We start from the raw sequence: 21,632 nt of genomic DNA, 5'->3' as shown, positions 1-21,632 counted from the left end.
ACAGGATAGCCACGCTCTCAGCCATCGTGACCCCATCCGGCCCGTCAGGTCGACGTCACGACCGTGGCGGGGCGCGCGAACCGCCAGCGTAGCCAGTCGATCACGACGAACACGGCAAGGCTGGCACCCATGACCGGCAGCGCGTACCCCAGCGCGATGGCGATAACGGCAACCGTCAGCTTCGCTCGCGTGCCGAGGCCACGGTAGATCGCCGTGAAAGCTTGCGGCGCGTTGGTGCTGGTGGAGGCGGCGCCGGCAAGAGACGGGCGGCGTCGCCACCACATCAGGTAGCCCCAGCACACCAATGTCGCGAGGCCCGTGGCGAAGGCGACCAGGACCAGCTGGTTGGGCAGCCCGAACAGTATGCCCATGTGCAGATCGATGCCCCAGCGGGTCAGCTTGGCGGCGAGCGGAAAGGTGGCGAAATCGGCCCGATTGGTGACGGCAAACGTTTGCGGATCGAGCGCCACCTGATCGACCTGGGTCGGCCATTCCCTGGCCACTTCACGAATGGCCCAGGCCTGATGCGGTGACGGCGGGGGCACGATTTCGACGCTGTCGGCGTCGATGCCGGCGGCTCTTGCCGCGCTCAAGGCGTGATCGAAGTCGCCAGGCGACAGCGGCGAGGGCTGCGCCATGTTCATCCCGGCATGTTCGGCAGCCGCATGATGCGCTGCATGCGGATCTGCGCCCCGCTTCGAGTCGGAATGCGAGGCTGCAAGCTCGGTGGAGACAGCGGGTGTCCCCCAGCCCCAGGCATGACGCAGCTGAGCGATGTTGCCGCCGGCCCACTGCGACCAGGTCAGCCCCGTCGCCGAGAAGAACAGCAGGCCGATCAGCGCCACGATGCCCAGCGTGGCATGACGTCGGCGCAACCGTGGCCGGCCTGCTGCCTGTCGTGTGATTCGGCACTGGCGCCACCACAGGAAGGCGCCGCTGAGTGCGGCGATCCATAACCAGGAGGCCGCCAGCTCACTGTAGAGTCGGCCGATATTCCCCAGCAGCAGGCTGCGGTGGAACTGATCGATGACGGTGCGTAGCGGTAGTATGCCGCTGGTCCCGTAGACCGGCATGTCGCCGCGAATCTCCAGCGTGACCGGGTCGACGAACAGCGCCCGGTGTTCGGAGGGGCCGAATGCTTCGCCATCGAACATCACTCGAGTGGTCGTTCCCGGCTCTGGCGCAGGGCGAACGGCGGCGGGTGAGGCAGCGATGCCAGCAATATGCTGGGCGGCTTCGATCTGGTGTGACAGCGGTTGGGATTCGCCGCGACTCTGGGTGGTCAGGGCGTCTTGATAGAGCCAGTTTTCGAGCTGCGGCGTCAGCGCATAGGCAATGCCGGAAAGCGCGGCGACGAGCAGAAAGGGGCCGACGAACAGGCCGACGTAAAAATGAAGGCGAGTGATCAACGCAATCCACGAGGGAGGCTGGCGGCGGCCGGTCGCCGACGAGACGGTATCCATGGATGAACTCCGAACCTGAATGATTTTCAGCATGAGCCCCGGCCGAAGGCCAGGAGCACGTATGACGCCGGCAATGCAGCCTCGGGAGGCGGCATTCGCGGCGGCAGGAGACGGAAAGGACTTCAGGCGCGGGGCGGCGCGCGGGAGGCGTAGCGGGGATAGGCCGCTGTGATGGAGGGCAAGACCACGACGGCGGGCGGATGGAAGGTCGCTGGCGGTGGCGCCGACGGCGGCAGCACTTGCGGGAGCTCGAGCCCCGGCGCGTGCAGGAAGAGTTCGCAGTAGCCACACGCGGCCATGTCGAAATGGTGGAGAATATGGACCTCATCCACCGCCTGTGGCTGGCCGTGGGCGTGAGGTTCGGCGTCGCCATGACGGGGCATTTCCGCCATGGTGCCGACCGGCATTTCCTTCAGCCGCTGCATCTGGCTGATCAGCGGCCCCGTGAACGCCAGCAGCATGGCGAACAGCGCGAGCGCGGTCAGCGGGCGATACCAGCGGTGCCAGAAAGATGTCATATCCGTTCCAGGACGACGTCGTCAGGCCGCGACTCTACCCGTTGAGGGTTTGGCCGCCAATTGTCGCTGGCGGGGTGTGTGATTATGTCGCACCGAGGGTGAGCTGCTCCGGCTGCTGGTCTTCGCCGATGAGGGCCCGCTCGTGCTGCAGAAGCCAGCGCTTGCGATCGAGCCCGCCAGCGTAGCCGGTCAGCTTGCCGTTGGCGCCGATGACACGGTGGCAGGGCACGACAAGACATAGCGGGTTGCGCCCGTTCGCCGCGCCGACGGCCCTCACCGCGCGTGGCGCGCCGATGGCGACGGCGATTTCCCGATAGCTGCACGTCTGGCCGTAGGGAACGCTCTGCAGGGCTTGCCACACGCTCAGCTGGAAATCGGTACCGCGTGGTGCCAGAGGCAGGTCGAACGTCGTCAGCTCGCCCAGGAAATAACGCTCCAGCTGGCTGGCGCAGCGCGCCGTGAGGGCATTGCCGCGCTCGACCACGTTCGGGCTGCTCGAAAAGGCGAGCCAGGTGAGGCCGTGATCGGTCGCCCGTATCTCGATGGGGCCGAGCGGGACTGTCTCGGGCGGTCGATAGATCTGGACGTAGTCGTCGTGACGCAGCGGCAGGCGCGAATCACTCAATGGCGAGAAGGTGTTCATATCACTCGATTCCACAGTTGTAGCGTGAGGTAGCTGCGCCAGGGCGAGGCGGCGGCGAGATCCAGCGGTGTCGTCAGGGCCGCGAGCGCACGGCGCACGCCGACATCGCCATCCAGCCAGATATCCGGGTTTCCGTTGCCGCGAAAGTCGGCGACGTTGGCCGTCCAGGGGCCGATTCCCTTGAGCGAGCGCCACTGCTGGGGATCGTCGTCGATCTCGCTGCCGGCGTAGGCGACAGCCAGGCGGCGCACGGTGTCCCGACGGCTGCCGGGGAGCTTCAGAAAACCCAGCTCGCTAGCGGCGATGGCTTCTGCGGTGGGGAAACGACGGCGGCCCTCCTCATCGCTTTCACCGAGCCGGTCGACGAGCTGCTGGATCAACCGGTTGGCGGCGGCCATCGACACCTGCTGGCCGAGTACCGCGCGGATACCTGCCTCGAAGACATCCCATGATCCCGGCAAGCGCAATCCTTCTGCCAGTGGAAGCGCTGGAACGGATTGGCGCAGATGGGCCTCGATGGTCTGTGTGTCGGCGTCCAGATCCAGCATTCTCCGAATCCGACGAACGATCGCATGGAGATCGCCCAGTTCGCTCAACACCAGGGTGACGTCGAACTGATGACGCCTGGCGTCGTGGCGGGCTTCGAAGTGTCCCGTCGTCGTGCCATGGCGGATCGTGCGGCCCAGCATGTGTTCGCCCACCCATTCGAGCCCCTCGATGGCATGCAGCGCATGAAAATGGCGTAGCCGTTCCCACTGGTAGGGCGGGCGGTAGGCCAGCTTGAGCGTCAAGGCGGCGCTTTTTCGGCTTCGGCGGCGGCGAATCTCGGTAGGCGTCAGCGCCATCTGGCGTTTGAAGGCGTCGTTGAAGCGGCGCAGGCTCGAAAATCCGCTGGCATGGGCGACCTCGACCACCGGCAGCGTGGTTTCGTGAAGCAGCTTCTTGGCGAACAGGCACTGGCGGTAGAGTGCGTAGGCCTTGGGAGATACGCCGAAGCGGCGCTGGAACAGTTGGCGCAGGTAGCGCTCGCCGATGCCCAGTCTCTCGCAAAGCCGTGCGACGTTGCCGCCCTGGAGGGCGCCGCTGTCGATCAACTGAATCGCTCGGGTCAGCGTGGTTCGGGAACCCATCCAGGCGGGCGAATCCGGCGCGCTGTCCGGCCGGCAGCGCAGGCAGGGGCGAAAACCGGCGTTGGCGGCGGCGACCGCCGACTCGAAGTAGCGCACGTGCCGTTCCTGCGGGAGCGTCGCCGGGCAGACGGGGCGACAGAAGATGCCGGTGGTGCTGACGGCGATGAAGAAGCGGCCGTCGAAACGGGCATCGCGCGCCAGTCGCGCACTCCGGCATTGCTGAGGGTCGAGCATGGCATGCGTCCTGGTCGTCGTCGCGAGCTCATTCGTCTTCTCGAGCCCATTCGTCTTGGGCTCATTCGTATCGGGCTTATTCGTATCGGGCTTATTATAGTGCGCGGCCATGGGGCGACTGGCCGGATCCGGCACTGAATGCCCGTGCCGAACATAGCGGCGAACGCCGGTGCGAAGATCGGCCACTGGGCGGTGCATCAATAGGGTGGCGCATCAATAGGGCGGTGCATCAGCGAAAGGTGAAGATTACCGTCAGGATACTCCCTCCCGCGAGGCGAATTTCGCTAAGCTGTCGGCTCGTGCAGGATCGCATTTCATGGATAGTGAGGAGGCTTGATGAAATCCGTATCGGTCGGCGGGCTGGCAGTCGCCAACGACGCGCCCTTTACCCTGTTTGGTGGCGTCAACGTGCTGGAGGATCTGGACAGTACACTCGCGGCGTGCGAGGCCTATGTCGAGGTGACGCAGAAGCTCGGCATTCCCTTCGTGTTCAAGGCTTCCTTCGACAAGGCCAATCGCTCGTCGATCCACTCCTTCCGGGGCGTCGGGCTCGACGAGGGGTTGAAGATCTTCGAGGCGGTCAAGCACAAGTTCGGCGTGCCGGTCATCACCGATGTGCACGAGGTCGACCAGGCGCAAGCCGTGGCCGAAGTGGCGGATGTGATCCAGTTGCCGGCGTTCCTGGCCCGTCAGACCGATCTGGTCGTCGCCATGGCGAAGACGGGCAAGCCGATCAACATCAAGAAGCCGCAGTTCCTGAGCCCGGGCCAGGTCAAGAATATCGTCGACAAGTGTGCCGAAGCGGGTAACGAGCAGGTCATCCTGTGCGAGCGCGGCAGTTGCTTCGGCTATGACAATCTCGTCGTCGACATGCTGGGCTTCCGTGAAATGATGGACGTCAGCGGTAACGCGCCGGTGATTTTCGACGTCACGCACAGTCTGCAACGCCGTGATCCGACCAGTGAAGCCTCCGGCGGTCGGCGCCGCCAGGTCCTGGAGCTGGCGCGCTCCGGAATGGCAGTCGGTCTGGCCGGACTCTTTCTCGAAGCGCATCCCGATCCCGACAATGCCCGCTGCGATGGCCCCAGTGCGCTGCCGCTGGACAAGCTCGAACCCTTCCTGGCCCAGATCAAGGCGGTCGACGATCTGGTCAAGAGCCTGCCCCGGCTCGAGATCGACTGATGGCATCTCGGGATCGAATGATGGCGCGTCCGGATCGTCGTGCCCAGATCGAGCTGGTGCTGTTCGATGTCGATGGCGTGCTGACCGATGGCACGCTGCTGATCGGCCCGGAAGGAGAAGCGCTGAAACCGTTCAACGTGCGTGACGGCGTCGCGGTTGGCCTGCTGCGCCAGCACGGGATCAAGAGCGGCGTGCTCTCGGCCAAATCGAGCCAGCCCTTGATCACGCGAGCCACACAGCTCGGCATGGACGTGATCAAGATTGGCTTCAGCCACAAGCTCGAGGCCATTCGCCAGATTGCCGAGGAGGAGGGTATCGCCGCGGATCGCATTGCTTTCGCGGGAGACGACATCATCGATATTCCGGTGATGCGGGACGTCGCCACGGCCTACGCGCCGGCCGATGCGCACCCTCTGGTCATCGAGGCGGCCGATCATGTGATGAAGGCGAACGGCGGGCGTGGTGTCGCGCGTGAAATTGCCGAAGACCTGCTCTCGGCACGTGGTCTCGATCTGCACCAGATGTACGCCCACCTGCTGGGAGACGATGACGCGCTGCGCCGCATGGTTCAGTAGGCATGTCGGCTCGATGGGCCGGTCACCGCTCGCTTCGGGGCGGTGGCCGGCAATGTCACAGCCCGAAGAGTTGCACGATGGGAGGCAGCACGAATGCCGTGACCAGCCCCGAAAGCCCCATCGCCAGCCCGGAAAAGGCGCCGGCCACTGCGCCGACGGAGGCGAAGCAGTAGGCGGTGCCGAAACCGTGGGCCGCCAACCCCATCGAGTATCCCTGAATGGTCGGGTCGGTGACCCGGGTCAACCGGAATATCCAGGGGCCGACGATGCAGCCCACGACGCCGGTCAACAGCACCAGACCCGCGGTCAGCGAAGGGATGCCGCCCAGCTTTTCGGCGATGCCCATGGCGATGGGCGAGGTCACCGATTTCGGTGCCAGCGAAAGCACCGTCTCGGTGTCGGCGCCCAGGATCATGGCGATGCCGACGGCGGAAACGACCGCGGTGGCGATGCCGGCCATCGTGCCGATGGCGATGGGCCACAACATGCGGCGCACGCGCTCGCGGTGGTCGTAGAGCGGAATGGCCAGCGCGACCGTGGCTGGCCCCAGCAGAAAGTGCAGGAACTGGGCGCCGGCGAAATAGGTGGGATAGTCCGTGCCGGTCACCAGCAAAAAGCCGATCAGCAGCGCAATGGCGACGATGACGGGATGAAGAAGTGGCGTTCCGCCCGCCCAGCGGTTGATTCTGGTGGCGGCGATGAAGGCCAGCAAGGTCGCCAGCAGATGCAGAAGCGGGCTGGCGGAAAGGTAGACCCATGCCTGCTCGAGACCGAGGCCGTTCATGCGTCGTGCTCCTTGGCAGGTGTTCTTTTTCGGGCGAGGCGCTGCAGTGTCTGGCTGGTCACCAGAATCGTTACCGACGTCGATACGATCAGCGTAATGATCAAGACCCAGATTTCTCGACTGATCAGGCCGAAATGCTGGATGAGCCCTACGCCGGCGGGTACGAACAGCAGCGTCAGGTATTTGAGCAGGCCTTCGCCCATGGTCCGTAGGCTTCCCGGCACACTGCCTCGGATCATCAAGCCGATCAGCAGAATCAGCATGCCCAGGACCGGCCCGGGAACGGGAAGGGTGAAAGCGCGGCTGATGACTTCTCCCAGAAACTGACAGCCGAGCAGAATGCTCATTCCGATAATCAATGACATCTCGTCACCTTAGACTTTGGTCTAGATTTCGAGGCATTGTACCACCAGCAGGAGACGAGACTTGCCATGCCGATGCCGAGCGGATCCAGCCGGCATGTATGCGCATAAAAAAATGGCCATCGGACAAAATCCGATGGCCATTCTCATGTTTGGTCGGAGCGACAGGATTCGAACCTGCGACCTCTGCAACCCCATTGCAGCGCGCTACCAAGCTGCGCCACGCTCCGGTTTCTGCCGGCCTGTCCGTGACAGTCCCTGCGAAACGCTGCGTATACTACCTTGCAGTTCGATAAATGAAAAGCGCTTCTTAAGGCTTTTTTTTCAATCGCTTGCGAAAGCCTACCGATGCCGCTGCCAAGCGGAACCCCAGACCGTCATCGAAGCGCGCTGGCGTGAGAGTGTTGTCCCGATGCCAGCGGGGCTGTCGATCCGACTGGGCTGTTATAGCCACAGCAGCTTGATCAATCCAAGGCAGATCAGCGTGACCAGGATCGTGCCGGTGAGATTGAGGAAGAAGCCGGCGCGAATCATCGACTGGATATTCATGTGGCCCGTCGCGAAGACGATGGCGTTGGGCGGCGTGGCCACCGGCATCATGAAGGCGCAGCTGGCGGCAATCGCGGCCGGCACGGTGATCAGTAACGGGTCGACGCCGAGTGACATGGCCAGTGCACCGAGTAGCGGCAGGAATGCTGCTGCGGTCGCTGTGTTCGAGGTCAGTTCGGTGAGGAAGATGATGACCAGGACGATGGCGCCGATCAGCAAGATGAGCGGCAACGTGCCGAAGACATTGAGCTGATTGGCGATCCAGTCCGCCAGGCCGGAGCCGCTGATGGTGCTGGCCAGGGCCAGGCCGCCGCCGAACAGTAGCAGAATGCCCCAAGGTAGGTCTTTGGCATCTTCCCACAGCAGCAGTGGACGATACCGCTCGTTGCCGCTGGGAATCAGAAAGAGCGCGACACCCGCGAGCAGCGCGACCGAGGTGTCGGACAGCCATTCGATTCCCCAGTCGTTCAGGAGAGGCCGCGTTACCCAGGCCAGGGCGGCGAGCAGGAAGACGATCCCGACTCGTGCTTCCGCCGGGCTCAGCTTGCCAAGCTTGGCAAGCTCGTCGCCGATGACATTGCCGCTACCGTCGTCGAGCCGGAGCTTGAAGCCGCCGCGAGTCAGCCACCACCAGGCCACGGCCATCATCGCAATGCTCACCGGCAGACCGACGACCATCCACTGCGCAAAGCCCAGTTCGATATTCTGCTCGCTGGAGAGATAGCCTGCGAGAATGGCATTGGGAGGGGTGCCGATGAGCGTGGCGATGCCGCCGATACTGGCCGAGTAGGCGATGGCCAGCAGCAGTGCGGTGGCATAGCGCTTTACCTCGCCGGAGTCGGCGTTGGCAAAGAGGGAAACCACCGACATGCCGATGGGCAGCATCATGATGGCAGTGGCGGTGTTGGAGACCCACATGCTGATGAAGCCGGTTGCCAGCATGAAGCCGGCGATCTGTTGCTTGGGTTTCTGGCCGACGACGTTCAGAATGCGCAGCGCAATTCGACGATGCAGATTCCAGCGTTGCATGGCGATGCCCAGTAAAAAGCCGCCCAGGAACAGGAAGATCGTCGGGTTGGCATAACTGGCGGCGGTGCCCTTGAGGTCGGCAATGCCGAGGGCGGGTGCCAACGGGATGGGGAGTAGCGAGGTGGCCGGGATCGGAATGGCCTCGGTGGCCCACCAGGTCGCCAGCAGCAGGGCGAGCCCGACGCAGTGCCAGGCAGCGGGTTCCATACCGGCGGGTGCTGGCATGACTTGCGTCACGATGACCCAGATGGGGCCGAGAATGAGGCCGATTCGGGCGGCTATCGAGGGTGCGCTTGGCGCTTGATCTGCGGTGTCCGTCACGTGACGTCCTTTTTCGAGAGGCTTGAACCTTTTCTATTCTACTTAAGACGTAGAGCGTCCTGAGAGGACCGCGAATTAGCCTTTGGTCTAATGTGGGGCCGTGGGCGGGATACTTGTATGGGGCCGTGGGCGGGATACTTGCCCTCTGATCGCGCTCGTGCGCGACGGCTTGTTTATCGAACTCGCCATTGAATTTTCCAGTAAAGAGCAGGTCCATGACGACATCTCTGCATTCCCTCATCGCGCCTCTCGTGGCGCTGTCCCGTAAAGCCGGTGAAGCGATCGAGGCGATCGGGCGAGACGCCTTCGATACTCAGCGCAAGGCGGATGACAGCCCGGTAACGGCTGCCGACCTGGCGGCTCATCAGGTGATCGTGCGGGAGTTGCCATCGATCGGTTGTCGCGATTGGCCGATTCTGTCCGAGGAGTCGGCCTCGATTCCCTGGTCGGAGCGCCGGAACTGGGCCACTTACTGGCTGGTCGATCCGCTGGACGGCACCAAAGAATTCATTCGCGGTTCGGATCAGTACACCGTCAACATTGCCTTGGTCGATCAGAACCGGCCTGTGCTTGGCGTCGTCGAGAAACCCCGCACTGGCGAGGTCTGGATCGGTGAGCCGACTCGGGGAGCCTGGTATCAGGCTGATTTCGATGAGCCCTGGCAAGCCTTGCAGGTGCGCGATTCCCTGCCGTTGCGTCTGGTGGTCAGCCGTTTTCATCGCGGCGCGAGCACCCGCCGCCTGATCGAGTCGCTGCCCGATGTCGAAGTCGAGGAGTTGGGGAGTTCGCTCAAGTGTTGTCGTGTGGCCGAAGGGCTTGCGGATCTCTACCCCCGGTTCGGCCCTACCAGCGAGTGGGATACCGCCGCGGCTCAAGCCGTCGTTGAAGGGGCCGGCGGTCATCTCGTGGACTGCGAAGCCTGGAAACCGCTGCGTTACAACACTCAGGACAGCTTGCTGAACCCGGCCTTCGTGGCATGCGCGTCCCTGGACGGAGCCTGGCGACCTTTCTGGGCACGCTGAGTCAACGCCAGTCCGGGATCGAGAAAGTAGGTGTGTCCTGTGGATGCTGTTACCCTGCGGGTCGCGCCGAAATGGCAATAGCTCCTAGCAATCCATATATCACCAGAAGGCGGCTTCTCTTTCATGTCGTTGTCTCTTGCGGCGGGGCTTTCCGCCCTCGCCATCCTGATCATTGTCTCGCTCGCTGCTTATGCCTGGCGTCTGTGGCGCGAGGTCGAGCGGCGAAAAGCGTTTCGGGCTGCCGAAATCGCCCGCGCCAATCAAAACTGTATCGATAGCTTGAGTGCCCTGTCGCAGGCCATGGTCGAGCGCCAGGTGGACATGGTAGAGGGGGCGTTACGCTGCAAGGTGCTGCTCGATATCATCGATAATCGACTGGTGGAGCGTGATGCGTGGCGGGTGCTCGGCGAGGTGCAGTCCGAGGCGGAATCCCTGCACACGCACCAGGCGCGTCGCGAGTTGTCACCACGAGAACGCCATCGTGAGGATCTTGTTCGTGAGGAGATCGCTCAGCGACACGACGGCAGGCTCCATCTCGCAGCGATCGAAATCCAGGCCTTTTGTCAGGATTGGACGCAAGCCATCAGCGCCAGCTCAAGAAAATAGGCAGCCTTTCGTTGTCGAGAAGGAAGAAGGCGAGAGGTGTTGCATCATTCGTCGAGCGGAGAAAAGGGTCTAGCCTGTCTTGCTGAAGGATAGGGTCAGAAACGTGAAGTTTTTGCCAATCCCCTTTGCCAATCTTGGAAATGGTGCTAAAACAGAACAGTGTTTCCCGACACGGGTTTGCATCTCGGGCTGGAATCGATAATGCTGTTGTGGAGCTGCAAAGAAAAGGGACAATGGGAACATTGACCACTGCTCAAGTCGACGCGCATGGCGGTCGCCGAGAGATTTCTTTGTCGTTGGGGAAGGAACATCTTTCTCTTGACGAATTCGGCTTCTATACTCGAAGCCGCTGGGTAACGCCCGTTACGACTAGCGCTGTGTTAAGAAGGAGTCTTACATGAAAAAATCAACGACTGGCTTGCTACTGGGTTCTGCTCTGGTAGTCGGTCTTTCTGGCTGTGCCAGTTCCGGTATGGAATCTACTGGCAGCTCGTCCGACCAGGCTTGGTATCAGTCTCCGTTCGTCTGCGGCATTGCCGGCGGTCTGATCGGTGGTGGTGTCGGTTACGCTACTAGCAGCGATTCCGATGAAGACACTGGTGCCGCGATTGGTGGTGTGGCTGGCGCGACTGCCGGCGCGCTGCTGTGTGCCGACTACTCTTCGGACGTCATGGACAGCGATGGCGACGGTGTGCCCGACGATCGCGACCAGTGCCCGAACACGCCGGCTGGCGTAGCGGTTGATGCCGTTGGCTGCCCGCTCGACACCGACGGTGACGGCGTGCCGGACTACATGGATCAGTGCCCGGGAACGCCGGCCGGTGTTGAAGTCAACGCCCAGGGCTGCCCGCTGGATTCCGATGGTGACGGCGTGCCGGACTATCAGGACCAGTGCCCGGATACCCCGGCTGGTGCCGAAGTCAACTCCTTGGGCTGCGTGGAAGATCTCGTCCTGCGTGACGTCAACTTCGAGTTCGACTCCGCTCAGCTGACGGCCAACGCCGAAGCTATCCTGGATGGCGTATCCGAGAAGCTGATGACCAACGACCAGCTGCGCATTCGTCTTGAAGGCCACACCGACTCCGTCGGTCCTGCTGCCTACAACAAGGAACTGTCCCAGCGTCGTGCCGATTCCGTGAAATCCTACCTGGTCAACAAGGGTTTCTCCGCGGATAACATCACCACTATCGGTTACGGTGAAGAGCAGCCGGTTGCCAGCAACGACACCGCTGAAGGCCGTGCTCAGAACCGTCGCGTCGAACTGGGTGAGTGGGAATAAGTTTTATCCCGACACGCTGTTCACGTGATCATGAGGGCGCCTTCGGGCGCCCTCATTGTTTGTGGCCTTGGAACGTCTTCCAGACCTGCTTGCCATCGGTCACGAGTCGCTGCCCATGGATGGCAAAGTGCCTTTCCCGCTGCTAGTCTACTTCCCCCACGATCACCGATAGAGATCGTAAGGTCATGTCTCACGCGCATCCACTGGCCTGCCCGTATGCAGACCTGCCGCGAAGGAGATGTTCCTGCCTATTAATCGAGTTCATGTGATCCTTGGTGTGGACCACCACTGAGCGTAAGGATGTTTTCATGCCCATTGTGACGCTGCCTGATGGCAGTCAGAGAAGCTTTGAAGAGCCTATTACCGTCATGCAACTGGCCGAGTCCATCGGGCCCGGGCTCGCCAAGGCGTGTGTTGCCGGCAAGATAGACGGCGTTGAAGTCGACGTAGCTGACATCATCGATCATGACGCCGAAGTGGCTATCTTGACCGCCCGCGATGAGGAAGGGGTGGCCATCATTCGCCATTCCTGTGCTCATTTGCTGGGACACGCGATCAAGCAGTTGTACCCGAGCGCCAAGATGGCGATCGGTCCGGTCATCGACGATGGCTTCTACTATGACGTCGACTTCGGAGAATCCATTTCTTCGGAAGATCTGGAAGCCATAGAAGCGCGAATGAAGTCGTTGATCGACCAGGAGTACGACGTCGTTCGGGAGTACGTCGATCGGGCAAAGGCGCTCTCGACATTTGCGTCGAGGGAAGAGCCATACAAGCGCGAGATCGTCGAAGGTATTCCTGAAGGAGAGAAGATTCGTCTCTACCATCACCAGGAATACATCGATATGTGCCGCGGGCCTCACGTACCCAATACACGGCACCTCAAGGCATTCAAGCTGACCAAGCTGGCTGGAGCCTACTGGCGTGGTGATGCGTCGAAGCCCATGTTGACGCGAATCTACGGCACGGCGTGGGCTGACAAGAAATCCCTCAAGGCATATCTGCTGCGCCTCGAGGAAGCCGAGAAGCGTGATCACCGTAAACTGGCACGGCGATTCGACTTCTTCCACATGCAGGAAGAAGCGCCCGGCATGGTGTTCTGGCATCCCCGTGGCTGGACGCTATGGCAGATTGTCGAGCAGTACATGCGCGGCGTGTACAAGCGCAGCGGGTATCAGGAGATCAAGTGCCCGCAGATCATGGATGTGTCGCTCTGGAAAAAATCCGGGCACTGGGACAATTACGCGGAGAACATGTTCTTCACTGAGTCGGAAAAGCGTGAATATGCGCTGAAGCCGATGAATTGCCCGGGGCATGTACAGGTCTTCAATTCCGGATTGCGCAGCTACCGCGAACTGCCGATTCGCTATGGGGAGTTCGGTGGTTGTCATCGCAACGAGCCTTCTGGCGCGCTACACGGTATCATGCGGGTCCGGGCCTTCACGCAGGATGACGGTCACGTCTTCTGTACCGAAGGGCAGATAGAGTCCGAAGTGACGGCGTTCCACCGTCAGGCACTTCAGGTTTATGGCGACTTCGGTTTCGAGGACATCGCCGTGAAGATCGCGCTGCGGCCTGACAAGCGCCTCGGCAGCGATGAAACGTGGGATCGTGCCGAAGGTGCGCTGAGGGCTGCGTTGGGCAACTGCGATGTTCAGTGGCAGGAGCTGCCGGGCGAAGGGGCGTTCTACGGGCCCAAGATCGAGTATCACATGAAGGACTGCCTGGGCCGGGAGTGGCAGGTCGGTACCATGCAGGTCGATTTCATGATGCCCAGTCGTCTGGGGGCGCAGTACGTCGCCGAGGACGGATCCCGCCAGACGCCCGTGATGTTGCATCGGGCGATCGTGGGGTCGATGGAGCGTTTCATCGGCATCCTGATCGAACATTACGCCGGGGCCTTGCCTTTATGGCTCTCTCCGGTCCAAGCTGTAGTGCTCAATATCACGGATGCTCAGCGTGATTATGCCGAAAATCTCTCCAAAAGCTTGCGTGAAGCGGGTTTCCGGGTCGAGTCGGACTTGAGGAATGAGAAAATCGGCTTTAAAATTCGCGAGCATACGCTGCAGAAGATTCCTTATCTGCTGGTTGTCGGCGATAAGGAAGTCGAATCGGGTGCCGTTGCAGTGCGTACTCGATCCGGCGAGGATCTGGGTTCCCTGTCCGTCGATGATCTGAAAGGACATCTTCAACAGGCCGGCCAACCGGGTCAGCACTGAGCAGCAACGTTAATCGCCAGATGGAGATCTAACGATCAAGCGTAATAATCAGCGCGGGCGCCCTCAGGAAAAGCGCGCGCCCATAAACGACCGTATTCGTGCAGACGAAGTTCGCCTTATCGATGCCGAGGGTGAACAGGTGGGAGTCGTTCCCATGCAGGAGGCGCTCGAACGCGCCGAGGAAGCCGGTATGGATCTCGTCCAGATTTCCAATGCCGATCCTATCGTCTGTAAAATCATGGACTACGGCAAGTTCCTCTTCGAGCAGAAAAAGCAGAAATCTGCTCAGAAGAAGAAAACCAAACAGATCCAGGTCAAGGAAGTGAAATTCCGTCCTGGCACGGACGAGGGCGATTATCAGGTGAAGTTGAAAAACCTGATTCGTTTCCTCGAAGGTGGCGACAAGGGTAAGGTCACCCTGCGCTTCCGTGGTCGTGAAATGGCACACCAGGACATCGGTCGCCGACTGATGGAACGGATTGCCGCCGACCTGGAAGAGCTGGCTGCTGTCGAGTCCTTCCCCAAGATGGAAGGCCGTCAGATGATCATGATTCTTGCGCCCAAGAAGAAGTGATCCGCGGGCAAGTCGAACGGGAAACGACGAGCTTCATCGCTCGTCGTTTTCGGCCTCGGGTTTTCTAAAAAAGAGCGGAGTGGAGTTTTCCCATGCCGAAAATCAAGAGCAACAGCGGCGCTGCCAAGCGCTTCAAGAAGACTGGTAACGGCTTCAAGCACAAGCAGTCTTTCCGTAGTCACATCCTGACCAAAAAGTCTACCAAGCGTAAGCGTCAGTTGCGCGGGATGAAGCAGGTACACGCTGCCGACAAGCAGCTCGTTACCCGCATGCTGCCCAACCTGTAACACTTGGTCGTCAGTTTTTAACGTCAGGAGAGTACTATGTCTCGCGTCAAGCGTGGTGTCGTCGCACGTCGTCGTCACAAGAAGATCATGAAGCAGGCCAAGGGCTACTATGGTGCGCGTTCGCGCGTTTTCCGCGTAGCCAAGCAGGCCGTCATCAAAGCCGGTCAGTATGCCTATCGTGACCGCCGCCAGCGTAAGCGCCAGTTCCGCGCTCTGTGGATCACGCGTATCAACGCGGCAGCTCGTGTCAACGGCATGTCCTACAGCCGTTTCGTGGCAGGTCTGAAAAAGGCCGGCATCGAAATCGACCGTAAGGTGCTGGCTGATCTGGCCGTTCACGAGAAAGCGACGTTCGCGGCAATCGTCGAGAAAGCCAAAGCTGCATAACAGGTCATTTTGCCCTGCGAGGGCGATGAGTCATGTGACCTATCCAGGGGAAGAGCAGCTGCTCTTCCCCTGTTTTTTTATACTGCATCGCCGCGTCGTTCGTGACCGACGGCGCTGCGTAACGAACGATAAGCGGAGCTCGACGGATGGATCATCTTCCTGCCCTGGTCAACGAGGCGAAAGCGGCCATTGCCGCGGCCGAAGACGCCCAGGCTCTCGACCAGGTGCGTGTGCGTTTTCTGGGCAAGAAAGGCGAGATTACGGCGTTGCTCAAGGGGTTGGGGCAACTATCACCCGAAGAGCGACCGGCTGCCGGTGAACGCATCAACGAAGCCAAGCAGGCGTTGCAGCAGGAGCTCGAGCATCGCAAGCAGGTGATCGAACGGTCCGCCATGCAGGCTCGGCTCGAGGCGGAGCGCATCGACGTCACCCTGCCGGGACGGGGCGAAGCCAACGGTGGCCTGCACCCCGTGACCAAGACGCTGGAGCGTATCGAATCCCTGTTTCAACACATTGGCTTCGAGGTCGCCGTCGGTCCGGAAATCGAGGACGATTTTCATAATTTCGAAGCGCTGAACATTCCCGCTCATCATCCTGCGCGCGGCATGGCAGATACCTTCTATTTCGACGCCACTCGTCTGTTGCGGACGCATACCTCACCGGTACAGGTGCGTACCATGCAGTCGCAGGAGCCCCCCATTCGCATCGTCTGCCCGGGGCGGGTCTATCGCAGCGATTCCGATCTGACCCACACGCCGATGTTCCATCAGGTAGAGGGTCTGCTGGTCGACGAAGGCGTCAGTTTTGCCGACCTCAAAGGGACGATCGCCGACTTCTTGCAGGCGTTCTTCGAGCGAGACGATCTAGAGGTGCGCTTCCGGCCATCCTATTTTCCGTTCACCGAGCCCTCGGCCGAAGTCGATATTCAATGCGTGATGTGTCAGGGCGCTGGCTGTCGCGTCTGTTCGCACAGCGGATGGCTCGAGGTGATGGGGTGCGGGATGGTTCATCCGGCGGTGTTTCGTCATTCGGGCGTCGATGCCGAGCGTTATACCGGCTTTGCCTTCGGCATGGGAGCGGAGCGGCTGGCCATGCTGCGCTACGGGGTGAATGATTTGCGGCTGTTTTTCGACAACGATCTGCGTTTCCTGAGTCAGTTCAACTGAGTCCGTCGCCCAGTCAAGGAGTATCAAGATGAAGTTTTCCGAAGCGTGGCTGCGCGAATGGGTTTCACCGGCGCTCGATACGCAGGCCCTGGCAGACGCCATTACCATGGCGGGCCTGGAAGTCGATGCCGTCGAGCCGGTCGGTGCCATTTTTCAGGGCGTTATCGTGGCCGAGGTCGTCGCCAAATCTCAGCATCCCGATGCGGACAAGCTCAATGTCTGCCAGGTCGATGACGGTTCCGGGGAGCCGGTTCAGGTCGTCTGCGGTGCGCCTAACGTCGATATCGGCCAGAAGGTGCCTTTCGCGCGTGTCGGTGCAGTGCTTCCCGAGAATTTCAAGATCAAGAAAGCCAAGCTGCGTGGGGTCGAATCTCGCGGGATGATCTGTTCTGCCTCCGAACTCGGCCTGGAAGAAGGGCGCTCGGAGGGAATTTATGTCTTGCCGCAAGACGCACCTGTCGGTGAGGATTTCCGGACCTGGTTGCAACTGGATGACCACACCATCGAGGTGGACCTGACCCCAAATCGCGGCGACTGCCTCAGCCTGCGGGGCATGGCGCGGGAAGTCGGTTGCGTGACCGGAACACAGGTCGTCGAACCGAGCATCGCCCCGGTCGAGGCGCGCCATGATGCGCAGTTCCCGGTCGCTGTGAGTGACGAAGAGCGGTGCCCGCGCTACCTGGGCCGTATCATTCGTGATGTCGACGTCACGGCGAGTACGCCATTGTGGATGCAGGAGCGCCTGCGTCGCAGCGGGATTCGCAGCATCGATCCGGCGGTCGATGTGACCAACTATGTCATGCTCGAACTGGGGCAGCCGATGCATGCCTTCGATCTCGATGCCTTGAAGGGCGGGATCGAAGTCCGTCGGGCGAATGCCGATGAGCGTCTTACGCTGCTGGACGGCCAGGAAGTGGTGTTGAACGAGGATACGCTCGTCATCGCCGACCAGGATCGTGCGCTGGCCATCGCGGGTGTGATGGGAGGCGAGGCGACCGGGGTGACCGGCGAGACGCGTAATCTGTTTTTGGAAGCCGCTTACTTTTCACCGATTGCGGTGGCTGGCAAGGCGCGCGATTTCGGGCTGCATACGGATGCTTCGCACCGTTTCGAGCGCGGCGTGGATCCGGAGATCACGCGTCCAGCCATGGAGCGGGCCACCGAGTTGTTGATTGCCATCGTTGGAGGTTCTCCTGGTCCCATTACCGAGGTAATGCAGCCGGCGCACCTGCCTCGGCGTCCGGATGTCGAGCTTCGCCGTGAGCGGCTGTCCGCTTGCCTGGGCGTTCGTCTGTCCGACGAGGAGATCCAACGCATCTTTCAGTCGCTGGGAATGGCCAGCACGGCGGCGGATCGGAGCTGGCATGTGCAGATCCCGAGCTGGCGTTTCGATGTCTCCATCGAAGAGGATCTGATCGAGGAAGTTGCTCGTATTCACGGTTATAACCGGCTGCCGGTACGTCGCCCGCAGGCGCGTCTCGGCCTGACGACAGACGACGAGGCGTCTCTGCCGCTGCGACATCTGCGTCGCCACATGGTTTCTCGCGGCTATCAGGAGGCCGTGACCTACAGTTTCGTATCGCCGGATCTCCAGGCGTTGATCACGCCGGACGCAGTTTCGCCGGCGCTGGCCAACCCGATCTCCAGCGACATGTCGGTGATGCGGCATAGCCTCTTTCCGGGGTTGATCAAGGCGCTGATGCATAATCTCAACCGTCAGCAGCACCGCGTGCGGCTGTTCGAGGCCGGGCTGGTTTTCCAGGGCGAGCTGGACGAACTGGTTCAGACGCCGATGTTCGGTGGCCTGATTTGCGGCTCCCGAGACGTGGAAGGCTGGTCTGCCCATCGTGACTCGGTCGATTTCTACGATCTGAAGGGCGATCTCGAAAGCTTGGTCGCGTTGGGGGGAAAGGCCGATGAATGGACTTTCGTTGCCGCAACGCACCCCGCGCTGCATCCGGGGCGTTCTGCACAGCTCTGCCGTGATGGCAAGGTCGTCGGATGGTTGGGGGCCTTGCATCCCGGCATCCGTGCCCAGCTCGATATCAAGCCCGAGGTTTACGTCTTCGAAGTGGAGCAGGCAGCGCTGACCCAGGGAGCGATACCGCAATTCAAGCCGCTGTCCCGGTATCCCGAGGTGCGTCGGGATCTGGCGTTCGTGGTCAAGGAAGAGGTCGAGATTGCGCCGCTGGTCGATGCCATTCGGAGTCGGGCCGGTGACTGGTTGACGCAGTGGCAGCTATTCGACGTGTATCAGGGCAAAGGAGTGGACGATGGTGACAAGAGCGTCGCCCTGGGCTTGACCTGGCAGCATCCTTCGCGCACTCTCAACGATGAAGAAATCAATCAGTTGATTGCAGACGTGGTGGAAGTCGCGCAAGTGCGCTTCGGTGCCAAACTGCGAAGTTGATCTGTCATCCTGCGCGAAGGGAGCGATCATGGGAGCGCTGACGAAAGCTGAGCTTGCGGAGCATCTTCACGCCGAACTGGGTTTCTCCAAGCGGGAGGCCAAGTACATGGTGGAAACGTTCTTCGAGGAAATTCGCGGTTGTCTGCGCGAGAATGAGCAGGTGAAGCTGTCCGGATTCGGCAACTTCGATTTGCGGGACAAGCGGGAGCGGCCCGGACGTAATCCCAAGACGGGAGAGGAGATTCCGATCTCCGCTCGGCGAGTCGTTACTTTCCGCCCTGGCCAGAAGCTCAAGGCCAAAGTGGAAAGCTTTGACGGCGAGCTGCAAGAGGACTGAGCCGCGCCCGTGCCCCATCGACCGCCTGCCAGTGAAAACTGGCGGGCGGTTGTGTTTGGGGCCTTGCCGCGTGAGACCCAAGGGCGAGCTGTGCTAAGCTCCCGCGCAAATCCATCGCTGACCGAGTGTTATGCCCAAGCTGAAAATTTTCGTCGGCACCGTTTATGGTGGTGCACTGGATGTCGCGGAACAGGTTTCGCCGTTATTCGAGCAGGCGGGTTACGACGTGTCCGTCATCGAACAGCCGAGTGTGAATGACCTGACCGAAGACATGCCGGATCTGGCGTTGTTCTGCGTCTCTACCACGGGGAGCGGCGACTTTCCTGGCGACTTCGTCCCTTTCGTGCGTGAATTGAAGTCGCAGCCGCCGAGTCTCGCTGCTCTGCGCTATGGTCTGATCGCCTTGGGGGACAGCTCCTATGGCGACACTTTCTGCGGTTCCGGTAGGGCGCTGGACGAGCTGCTTGCCGACCTGGGTGGGCGACGTCTGGGCGAACGTCTCGAAATCGATGCAATGGAAACTTTCATGGCAGATGATGCTGCCGTTCCCTGGGTGGAAGCATGGATAGAATCCGAAGGCCTCGCGACGTGACGGAGCCGCAGTCATCGGCTGCGGCCAGAACGTTGACGGCCACGCGCTGGAGTACGCTGTTGGGCCTGTGGCTGGTCATGCTGGTATCGCTGCCCCGTTACTGGTTGCAGCACGATACGACGCGCCTGGCCCTGCTCGCGATTCTGATGGTCGCGATCGTCGTGGCATTGATCGGATTCTGGCGACTGATGGCCTCGGCACAGCGGGAGCGTTGTCCCGCCGCGATCAAGCATCTGGGTGGATGTCTGTTGATCGGTTGCCTGTTGATTGGCGCCTGGCACTGGGCGGACGTGGCGGCCGATCATTGGGCGGTCATCCTGTCGCAAGGCGCGGCACTGGGTCTGCTGCTCCATGTGGTCGTTCGAATCTGGCGGCGTCGTCACTGAGAACCGGATTGATCGAGCCAAGTTTGATTGATGCTAGACCCGTCTGCCTGATACATGCGTGAAGTTCAACAGGAGTTCTTGCTCTAGACTTCTCGATCAACGAAGACGGCGGGCCAATTGGCCCGCCGTCTTCGTCTCCAAGATCCACCGTTTCCGACTTCCAAACGCCGCGCTTTGCGTCAGCGGCCCAGCGAATCGTTGCGCTTAGCCAAGGGTGTAGCAGGGCACGTATTCTTTGCCGGGCAGCTTCATGCGGCCCTGGGCGACGAATGACGTCAACAGTGCATCCAGGCGGGACATCAGTTCAGGCTCTGCATGCAGCCGAAAGGGGCCACGGGCTGCGATGGCGCGGATGCCGGGTTCCTTGACGTTGCCGGCAACGATTCCCGAGAACGCGCGACGCAGATTGGCGGCCAGGATGTGGTTGGGCTGGTCATGGTGAAGCGCCAGTGCTGCCATGGCCTCGTGAGTCGGCTCGAAGGGCTCCTGGAATCCGCGCTCGATATTCAGCCGCCAGTTGAAGTAGAACGCATCGTTCTGTTGGCGACGGAATTCGGCGACTTCCTGGATGCCGTCACGCATCAGGCGAGACACCGTGACCGGATCGTCTACCACGATACGATAATATCGGCCCACGTCTTCCCCCAGGGTATAACGCAGGAATTCGTCGATACGCTGGAAATAGGCCCGCGCGCTTTCCGGCCCGGTAAAGATGACCGGGAAAGGGATGTCGCGGTTCTTCGGGTGCATCAGAATGCCGAGCAGATAGAGGATCTCTTCCGCCGTGCCCACACCGCCCGGGAATACCACGATGCCATGGCCGATACGCACGAAAGCTTCGAGACGTTTCTCGATGTCCGGCATGATGACCAGTTCATTGACGATCGGGTTGGGCGATTCGGCGGCAATGATGCCGGGTTCGGATATGCCCAGGTAGCGGCTGTCCTTGCGACGCTGCTTGGCGTGGGCGAGGTTGGCGCCCTTCATCGGGCCTTTCATGGCCCCCGGGCCGCAGCCGGTGCAGATATCCAGCCCGCGCAGGCCCATGTGGTAACCCACGGCCTTGGTGTAGTCATACTCTTCGCGGGTGATCGAGTGCCCGCCCCAGCACACCACCATGCTTGGTTCCTGGGCCGTGCGCAGGGTGCTGGCGTTACGCAGGATGTGAAAGACGGCGTTGGTCGATCCCTCGTTGGTTTCCAGGTCGAACTTGGGATTGTTCTGGATCTCGTTGTAGACGTAGACGATGTCTCTCAGCACTGCGGAGAGCTGTTCCCGCACGCCGCGAATCATGCGTCCGTCGACGAACGCGCAGGCCGGGGCATTGGAGAGCTTGAGTCGGATACCGCGATCCTGCTGCAGAACCTCGATGTCGAAATCCTGATAGGCTTCCATCACCGCCAGGCCATCGTCGGTGGGCGTGTCGCAATTGAGAATCGCCAGCGCGCAGCGTCTGACCAGATCGTGAAGGCCGCTCGTCGACGTGTCCCGCAGTCGATTGACTTCGGATTGAGACAGCACCTCGAGACTACCCTCGGGGGAAACGATGGTTGATAGCGTCTCAGGCATGGACGGCA

The 21,632-nt window shown here is 61.2% G+C and carries 22 protein-coding genes and 1 tRNA gene; 14 read left to right on the top strand and 9 right to left on the bottom strand.

The features are described 5' to 3' along the window. Nucleotides 1-44: 44 nt before the first annotated feature. The 4 genes from DOM32_RS07650 to DOM32_RS07635 form a co-directional block, all read right to left on the bottom strand. A complete protein-coding gene (locus DOM32_RS07650; RefSeq protein ID WP_110632872.1) occupies nucleotides 45-1,463 on the bottom strand; it encodes a PepSY-associated TM helix domain-containing protein in 1,419 nt (472 codons plus the stop codon). 122 nt (nucleotides 1,464-1,585) lie between these two features. Then, on the bottom strand, nucleotides 1,586-1,981 hold the full coding sequence (locus DOM32_RS07645) for a DUF2946 domain-containing protein (RefSeq protein WP_110632859.1): 396 nt from the start codon (nucleotides 1,979-1,981) through the stop codon (nucleotides 1,586-1,588). 82 nt (nucleotides 1,982-2,063) lie between these two features. Further along, a complete protein-coding gene (locus DOM32_RS18230) occupies nucleotides 2,064-2,624 on the bottom strand; it encodes a methylated-DNA--[protein]-cysteine S-methyltransferase (RefSeq protein WP_110632856.1) in 561 nt (186 codons plus the stop codon). Beyond that, entirely contained in the window at nucleotides 2,621-3,988 is a 1,368-nt protein-coding gene (locus tag DOM32_RS07635) for an AlkA N-terminal domain-containing protein (RefSeq protein ID WP_110633374.1), read from the bottom strand. The genes DOM32_RS18230 and DOM32_RS07635 overlap by 4 nt, the downstream gene beginning before the upstream one ends. A gap of 336 nt (nucleotides 3,989-4,324) precedes the next feature. On the opposite strand from DOM32_RS07635, the gene kdsA reads away from it, so the two are divergent. Then, nucleotides 4,325-5,170 (top strand): 3-deoxy-8-phosphooctulonate synthase, encoded by an 846-nt coding sequence (gene kdsA / locus DOM32_RS07630; protein WP_110632854.1) that lies wholly within the window; start codon nucleotides 4,325-4,327, stop codon nucleotides 5,168-5,170. Further along, nucleotides 5,170-5,745 carry a KdsC family phosphatase gene (locus tag DOM32_RS07625; RefSeq protein WP_208625336.1) on the top strand — a complete coding sequence of 192 codons (576 nt, stop codon included), beginning with the start codon at nucleotides 5,170-5,172 and terminating at the stop codon, nucleotides 5,743-5,745. The genes kdsA and DOM32_RS07625 overlap by 1 nt, the downstream gene beginning before the upstream one ends. 55 nt (nucleotides 5,746-5,800) lie before the next feature. Here DOM32_RS07625 and DOM32_RS07620 read toward each other — a convergent pair whose 3' ends face one another. From DOM32_RS07620 to DOM32_RS07605, 4 genes are all read right to left on the bottom strand, one after another. Next, nucleotides 5,801-6,529, bottom strand: a complete 729-nt coding sequence (locus DOM32_RS07620) for an LrgB family protein (protein ID WP_110632851.1) — start codon at nucleotides 6,527-6,529, stop codon at nucleotides 5,801-5,803. Continuing rightward, entirely contained in the window at nucleotides 6,526-6,894 is a 369-nt protein-coding gene (locus DOM32_RS07615; protein ID WP_110632848.1) for a CidA/LrgA family protein, read from the bottom strand. The genes DOM32_RS07620 and DOM32_RS07615 overlap by 4 nt, the downstream gene beginning before the upstream one ends. Nucleotides 6,895-7,044: 150 nt before the next feature. After that, a tRNA-Pro gene (locus tag DOM32_RS07610) sits at nucleotides 7,045-7,121 on the bottom strand. 214 nt (nucleotides 7,122-7,335) lie between these two features. Beyond that, nucleotides 7,336-8,790: an SLC13 family permease gene (locus tag DOM32_RS07605; protein ID WP_110632845.1), complete on the bottom strand. Its 1,455-nt coding sequence runs from the start codon at nucleotides 8,788-8,790 to the stop codon at nucleotides 7,336-7,338. Between the two features lie 215 nt (nucleotides 8,791-9,005). Between DOM32_RS07605 and cysQ the strand changes: the two genes are divergently transcribed. The 12 genes from cysQ (at nucleotide 9,006) to DOM32_RS07545 (ending at nucleotide 20,055) form a co-directional block, all read left to right on the top strand. Beyond that, a complete protein-coding gene (cysQ, locus tag DOM32_RS07600; RefSeq protein ID WP_110632842.1) occupies nucleotides 9,006-9,812 on the top strand; it encodes a 3'(2'),5'-bisphosphate nucleotidase CysQ in 807 nt (268 codons plus the stop codon). A gap of 123 nt (nucleotides 9,813-9,935) precedes the next feature. Beyond that, nucleotides 9,936-10,418, top strand: a complete 483-nt coding sequence (locus DOM32_RS07595; RefSeq protein WP_110632839.1) for a DUF2489 domain-containing protein — start codon at nucleotides 9,936-9,938, stop codon at nucleotides 10,416-10,418. Nucleotides 10,419-10,815: 397 nt separating this feature from the next. After that, on the top strand, nucleotides 10,816-11,697 hold the full coding sequence (locus tag DOM32_RS07590; protein ID WP_110632836.1) for an OmpA family protein: 882 nt from the start codon (nucleotides 10,816-10,818) through the stop codon (nucleotides 11,695-11,697). A 308-nt stretch (nucleotides 11,698-12,005) separates the two neighbouring features. Further along, nucleotides 12,006-13,916 carry a threonine--tRNA ligase gene (gene thrS / locus DOM32_RS07585; RefSeq protein WP_110632833.1) on the top strand — a complete coding sequence of 637 codons (1,911 nt, stop codon included), beginning with the start codon at nucleotides 12,006-12,008 and terminating at the stop codon, nucleotides 13,914-13,916. Between the two features lie 34 nt (nucleotides 13,917-13,950). Then, the gene (infC, locus tag DOM32_RS07580) at nucleotides 13,951-14,490 is read left to right on the top strand and encodes a translation initiation factor IF-3 (protein WP_083387150.1); all 540 of its coding nucleotides are present in this window, start codon (nucleotides 13,951-13,953) and stop codon (nucleotides 14,488-14,490) included. A 92-nt stretch (nucleotides 14,491-14,582) separates the two neighbouring features. After that, nucleotides 14,583-14,777 (top strand): 50S ribosomal protein L35, encoded by a 195-nt coding sequence (gene rpmI / locus DOM32_RS07575; RefSeq protein WP_071230088.1) that lies wholly within the window; start codon nucleotides 14,583-14,585, stop codon nucleotides 14,775-14,777. Nucleotides 14,778-14,813: 36 nt separating this feature from the next. After that, nucleotides 14,814-15,164 carry a 50S ribosomal protein L20 gene (gene rplT, locus DOM32_RS07570; protein WP_071230087.1) on the top strand — a complete coding sequence of 117 codons (351 nt, stop codon included), beginning with the start codon at nucleotides 14,814-14,816 and terminating at the stop codon, nucleotides 15,162-15,164. Nucleotides 15,165-15,310: 146 nt separating this feature from the next. Further along, nucleotides 15,311-16,330: a phenylalanine--tRNA ligase subunit alpha gene (gene pheS / locus DOM32_RS07565; RefSeq protein ID WP_071230086.1), complete on the top strand. Its 1,020-nt coding sequence runs from the start codon at nucleotides 15,311-15,313 to the stop codon at nucleotides 16,328-16,330. A gap of 28 nt (nucleotides 16,331-16,358) precedes the next feature. Further along, entirely contained in the window at nucleotides 16,359-18,740 is a 2,382-nt protein-coding gene (gene pheT, locus DOM32_RS07560; protein WP_110632830.1) for a phenylalanine--tRNA ligase subunit beta, read from the top strand. 28 nt (nucleotides 18,741-18,768) lie between these two features. Beyond that, nucleotides 18,769-19,077, top strand: a complete 309-nt coding sequence (gene ihfA / locus DOM32_RS07555) for an integration host factor subunit alpha (RefSeq protein WP_071230084.1) — start codon at nucleotides 18,769-18,771, stop codon at nucleotides 19,075-19,077. A gap of 130 nt (nucleotides 19,078-19,207) precedes the next feature. Beyond that, nucleotides 19,208-19,669 carry a flavodoxin domain-containing protein gene (locus DOM32_RS07550; protein WP_071230083.1) on the top strand — a complete coding sequence of 154 codons (462 nt, stop codon included), beginning with the start codon at nucleotides 19,208-19,210 and terminating at the stop codon, nucleotides 19,667-19,669. Further along, complete coding sequence (locus DOM32_RS07545; protein ID WP_167400653.1) at nucleotides 19,666-20,055, top strand: hypothetical protein; 390 nt, start codon at nucleotides 19,666-19,668, stop codon at nucleotides 20,053-20,055. The genes DOM32_RS07550 and DOM32_RS07545 overlap by 4 nt, the downstream gene beginning before the upstream one ends. 204 nt (nucleotides 20,056-20,259) lie before the next feature. Here DOM32_RS07545 and ppnN read toward each other — a convergent pair whose 3' ends face one another. Then, nucleotides 20,260-21,624, bottom strand: coding sequence for a nucleotide 5'-monophosphate nucleosidase PpnN (gene ppnN, locus DOM32_RS07540; RefSeq protein ID WP_110632827.1), 1,365 nt, complete (start codon nucleotides 21,622-21,624; stop codon nucleotides 20,260-20,262). Nucleotides 21,625-21,632: the final 8 nt, after the last annotated feature.

Source organism: Salinicola salarius, assembly GCF_003206135.1.
In the GTDB taxonomy this organism is placed as follows: Bacteria; Pseudomonadota; Gammaproteobacteria; order Pseudomonadales; family Halomonadaceae; genus Salinicola; species Salinicola salarius.
Note: the sequence above shows the minus strand (reverse complement) of the source record. Positions and strands in the feature narration are given on the sequence as shown.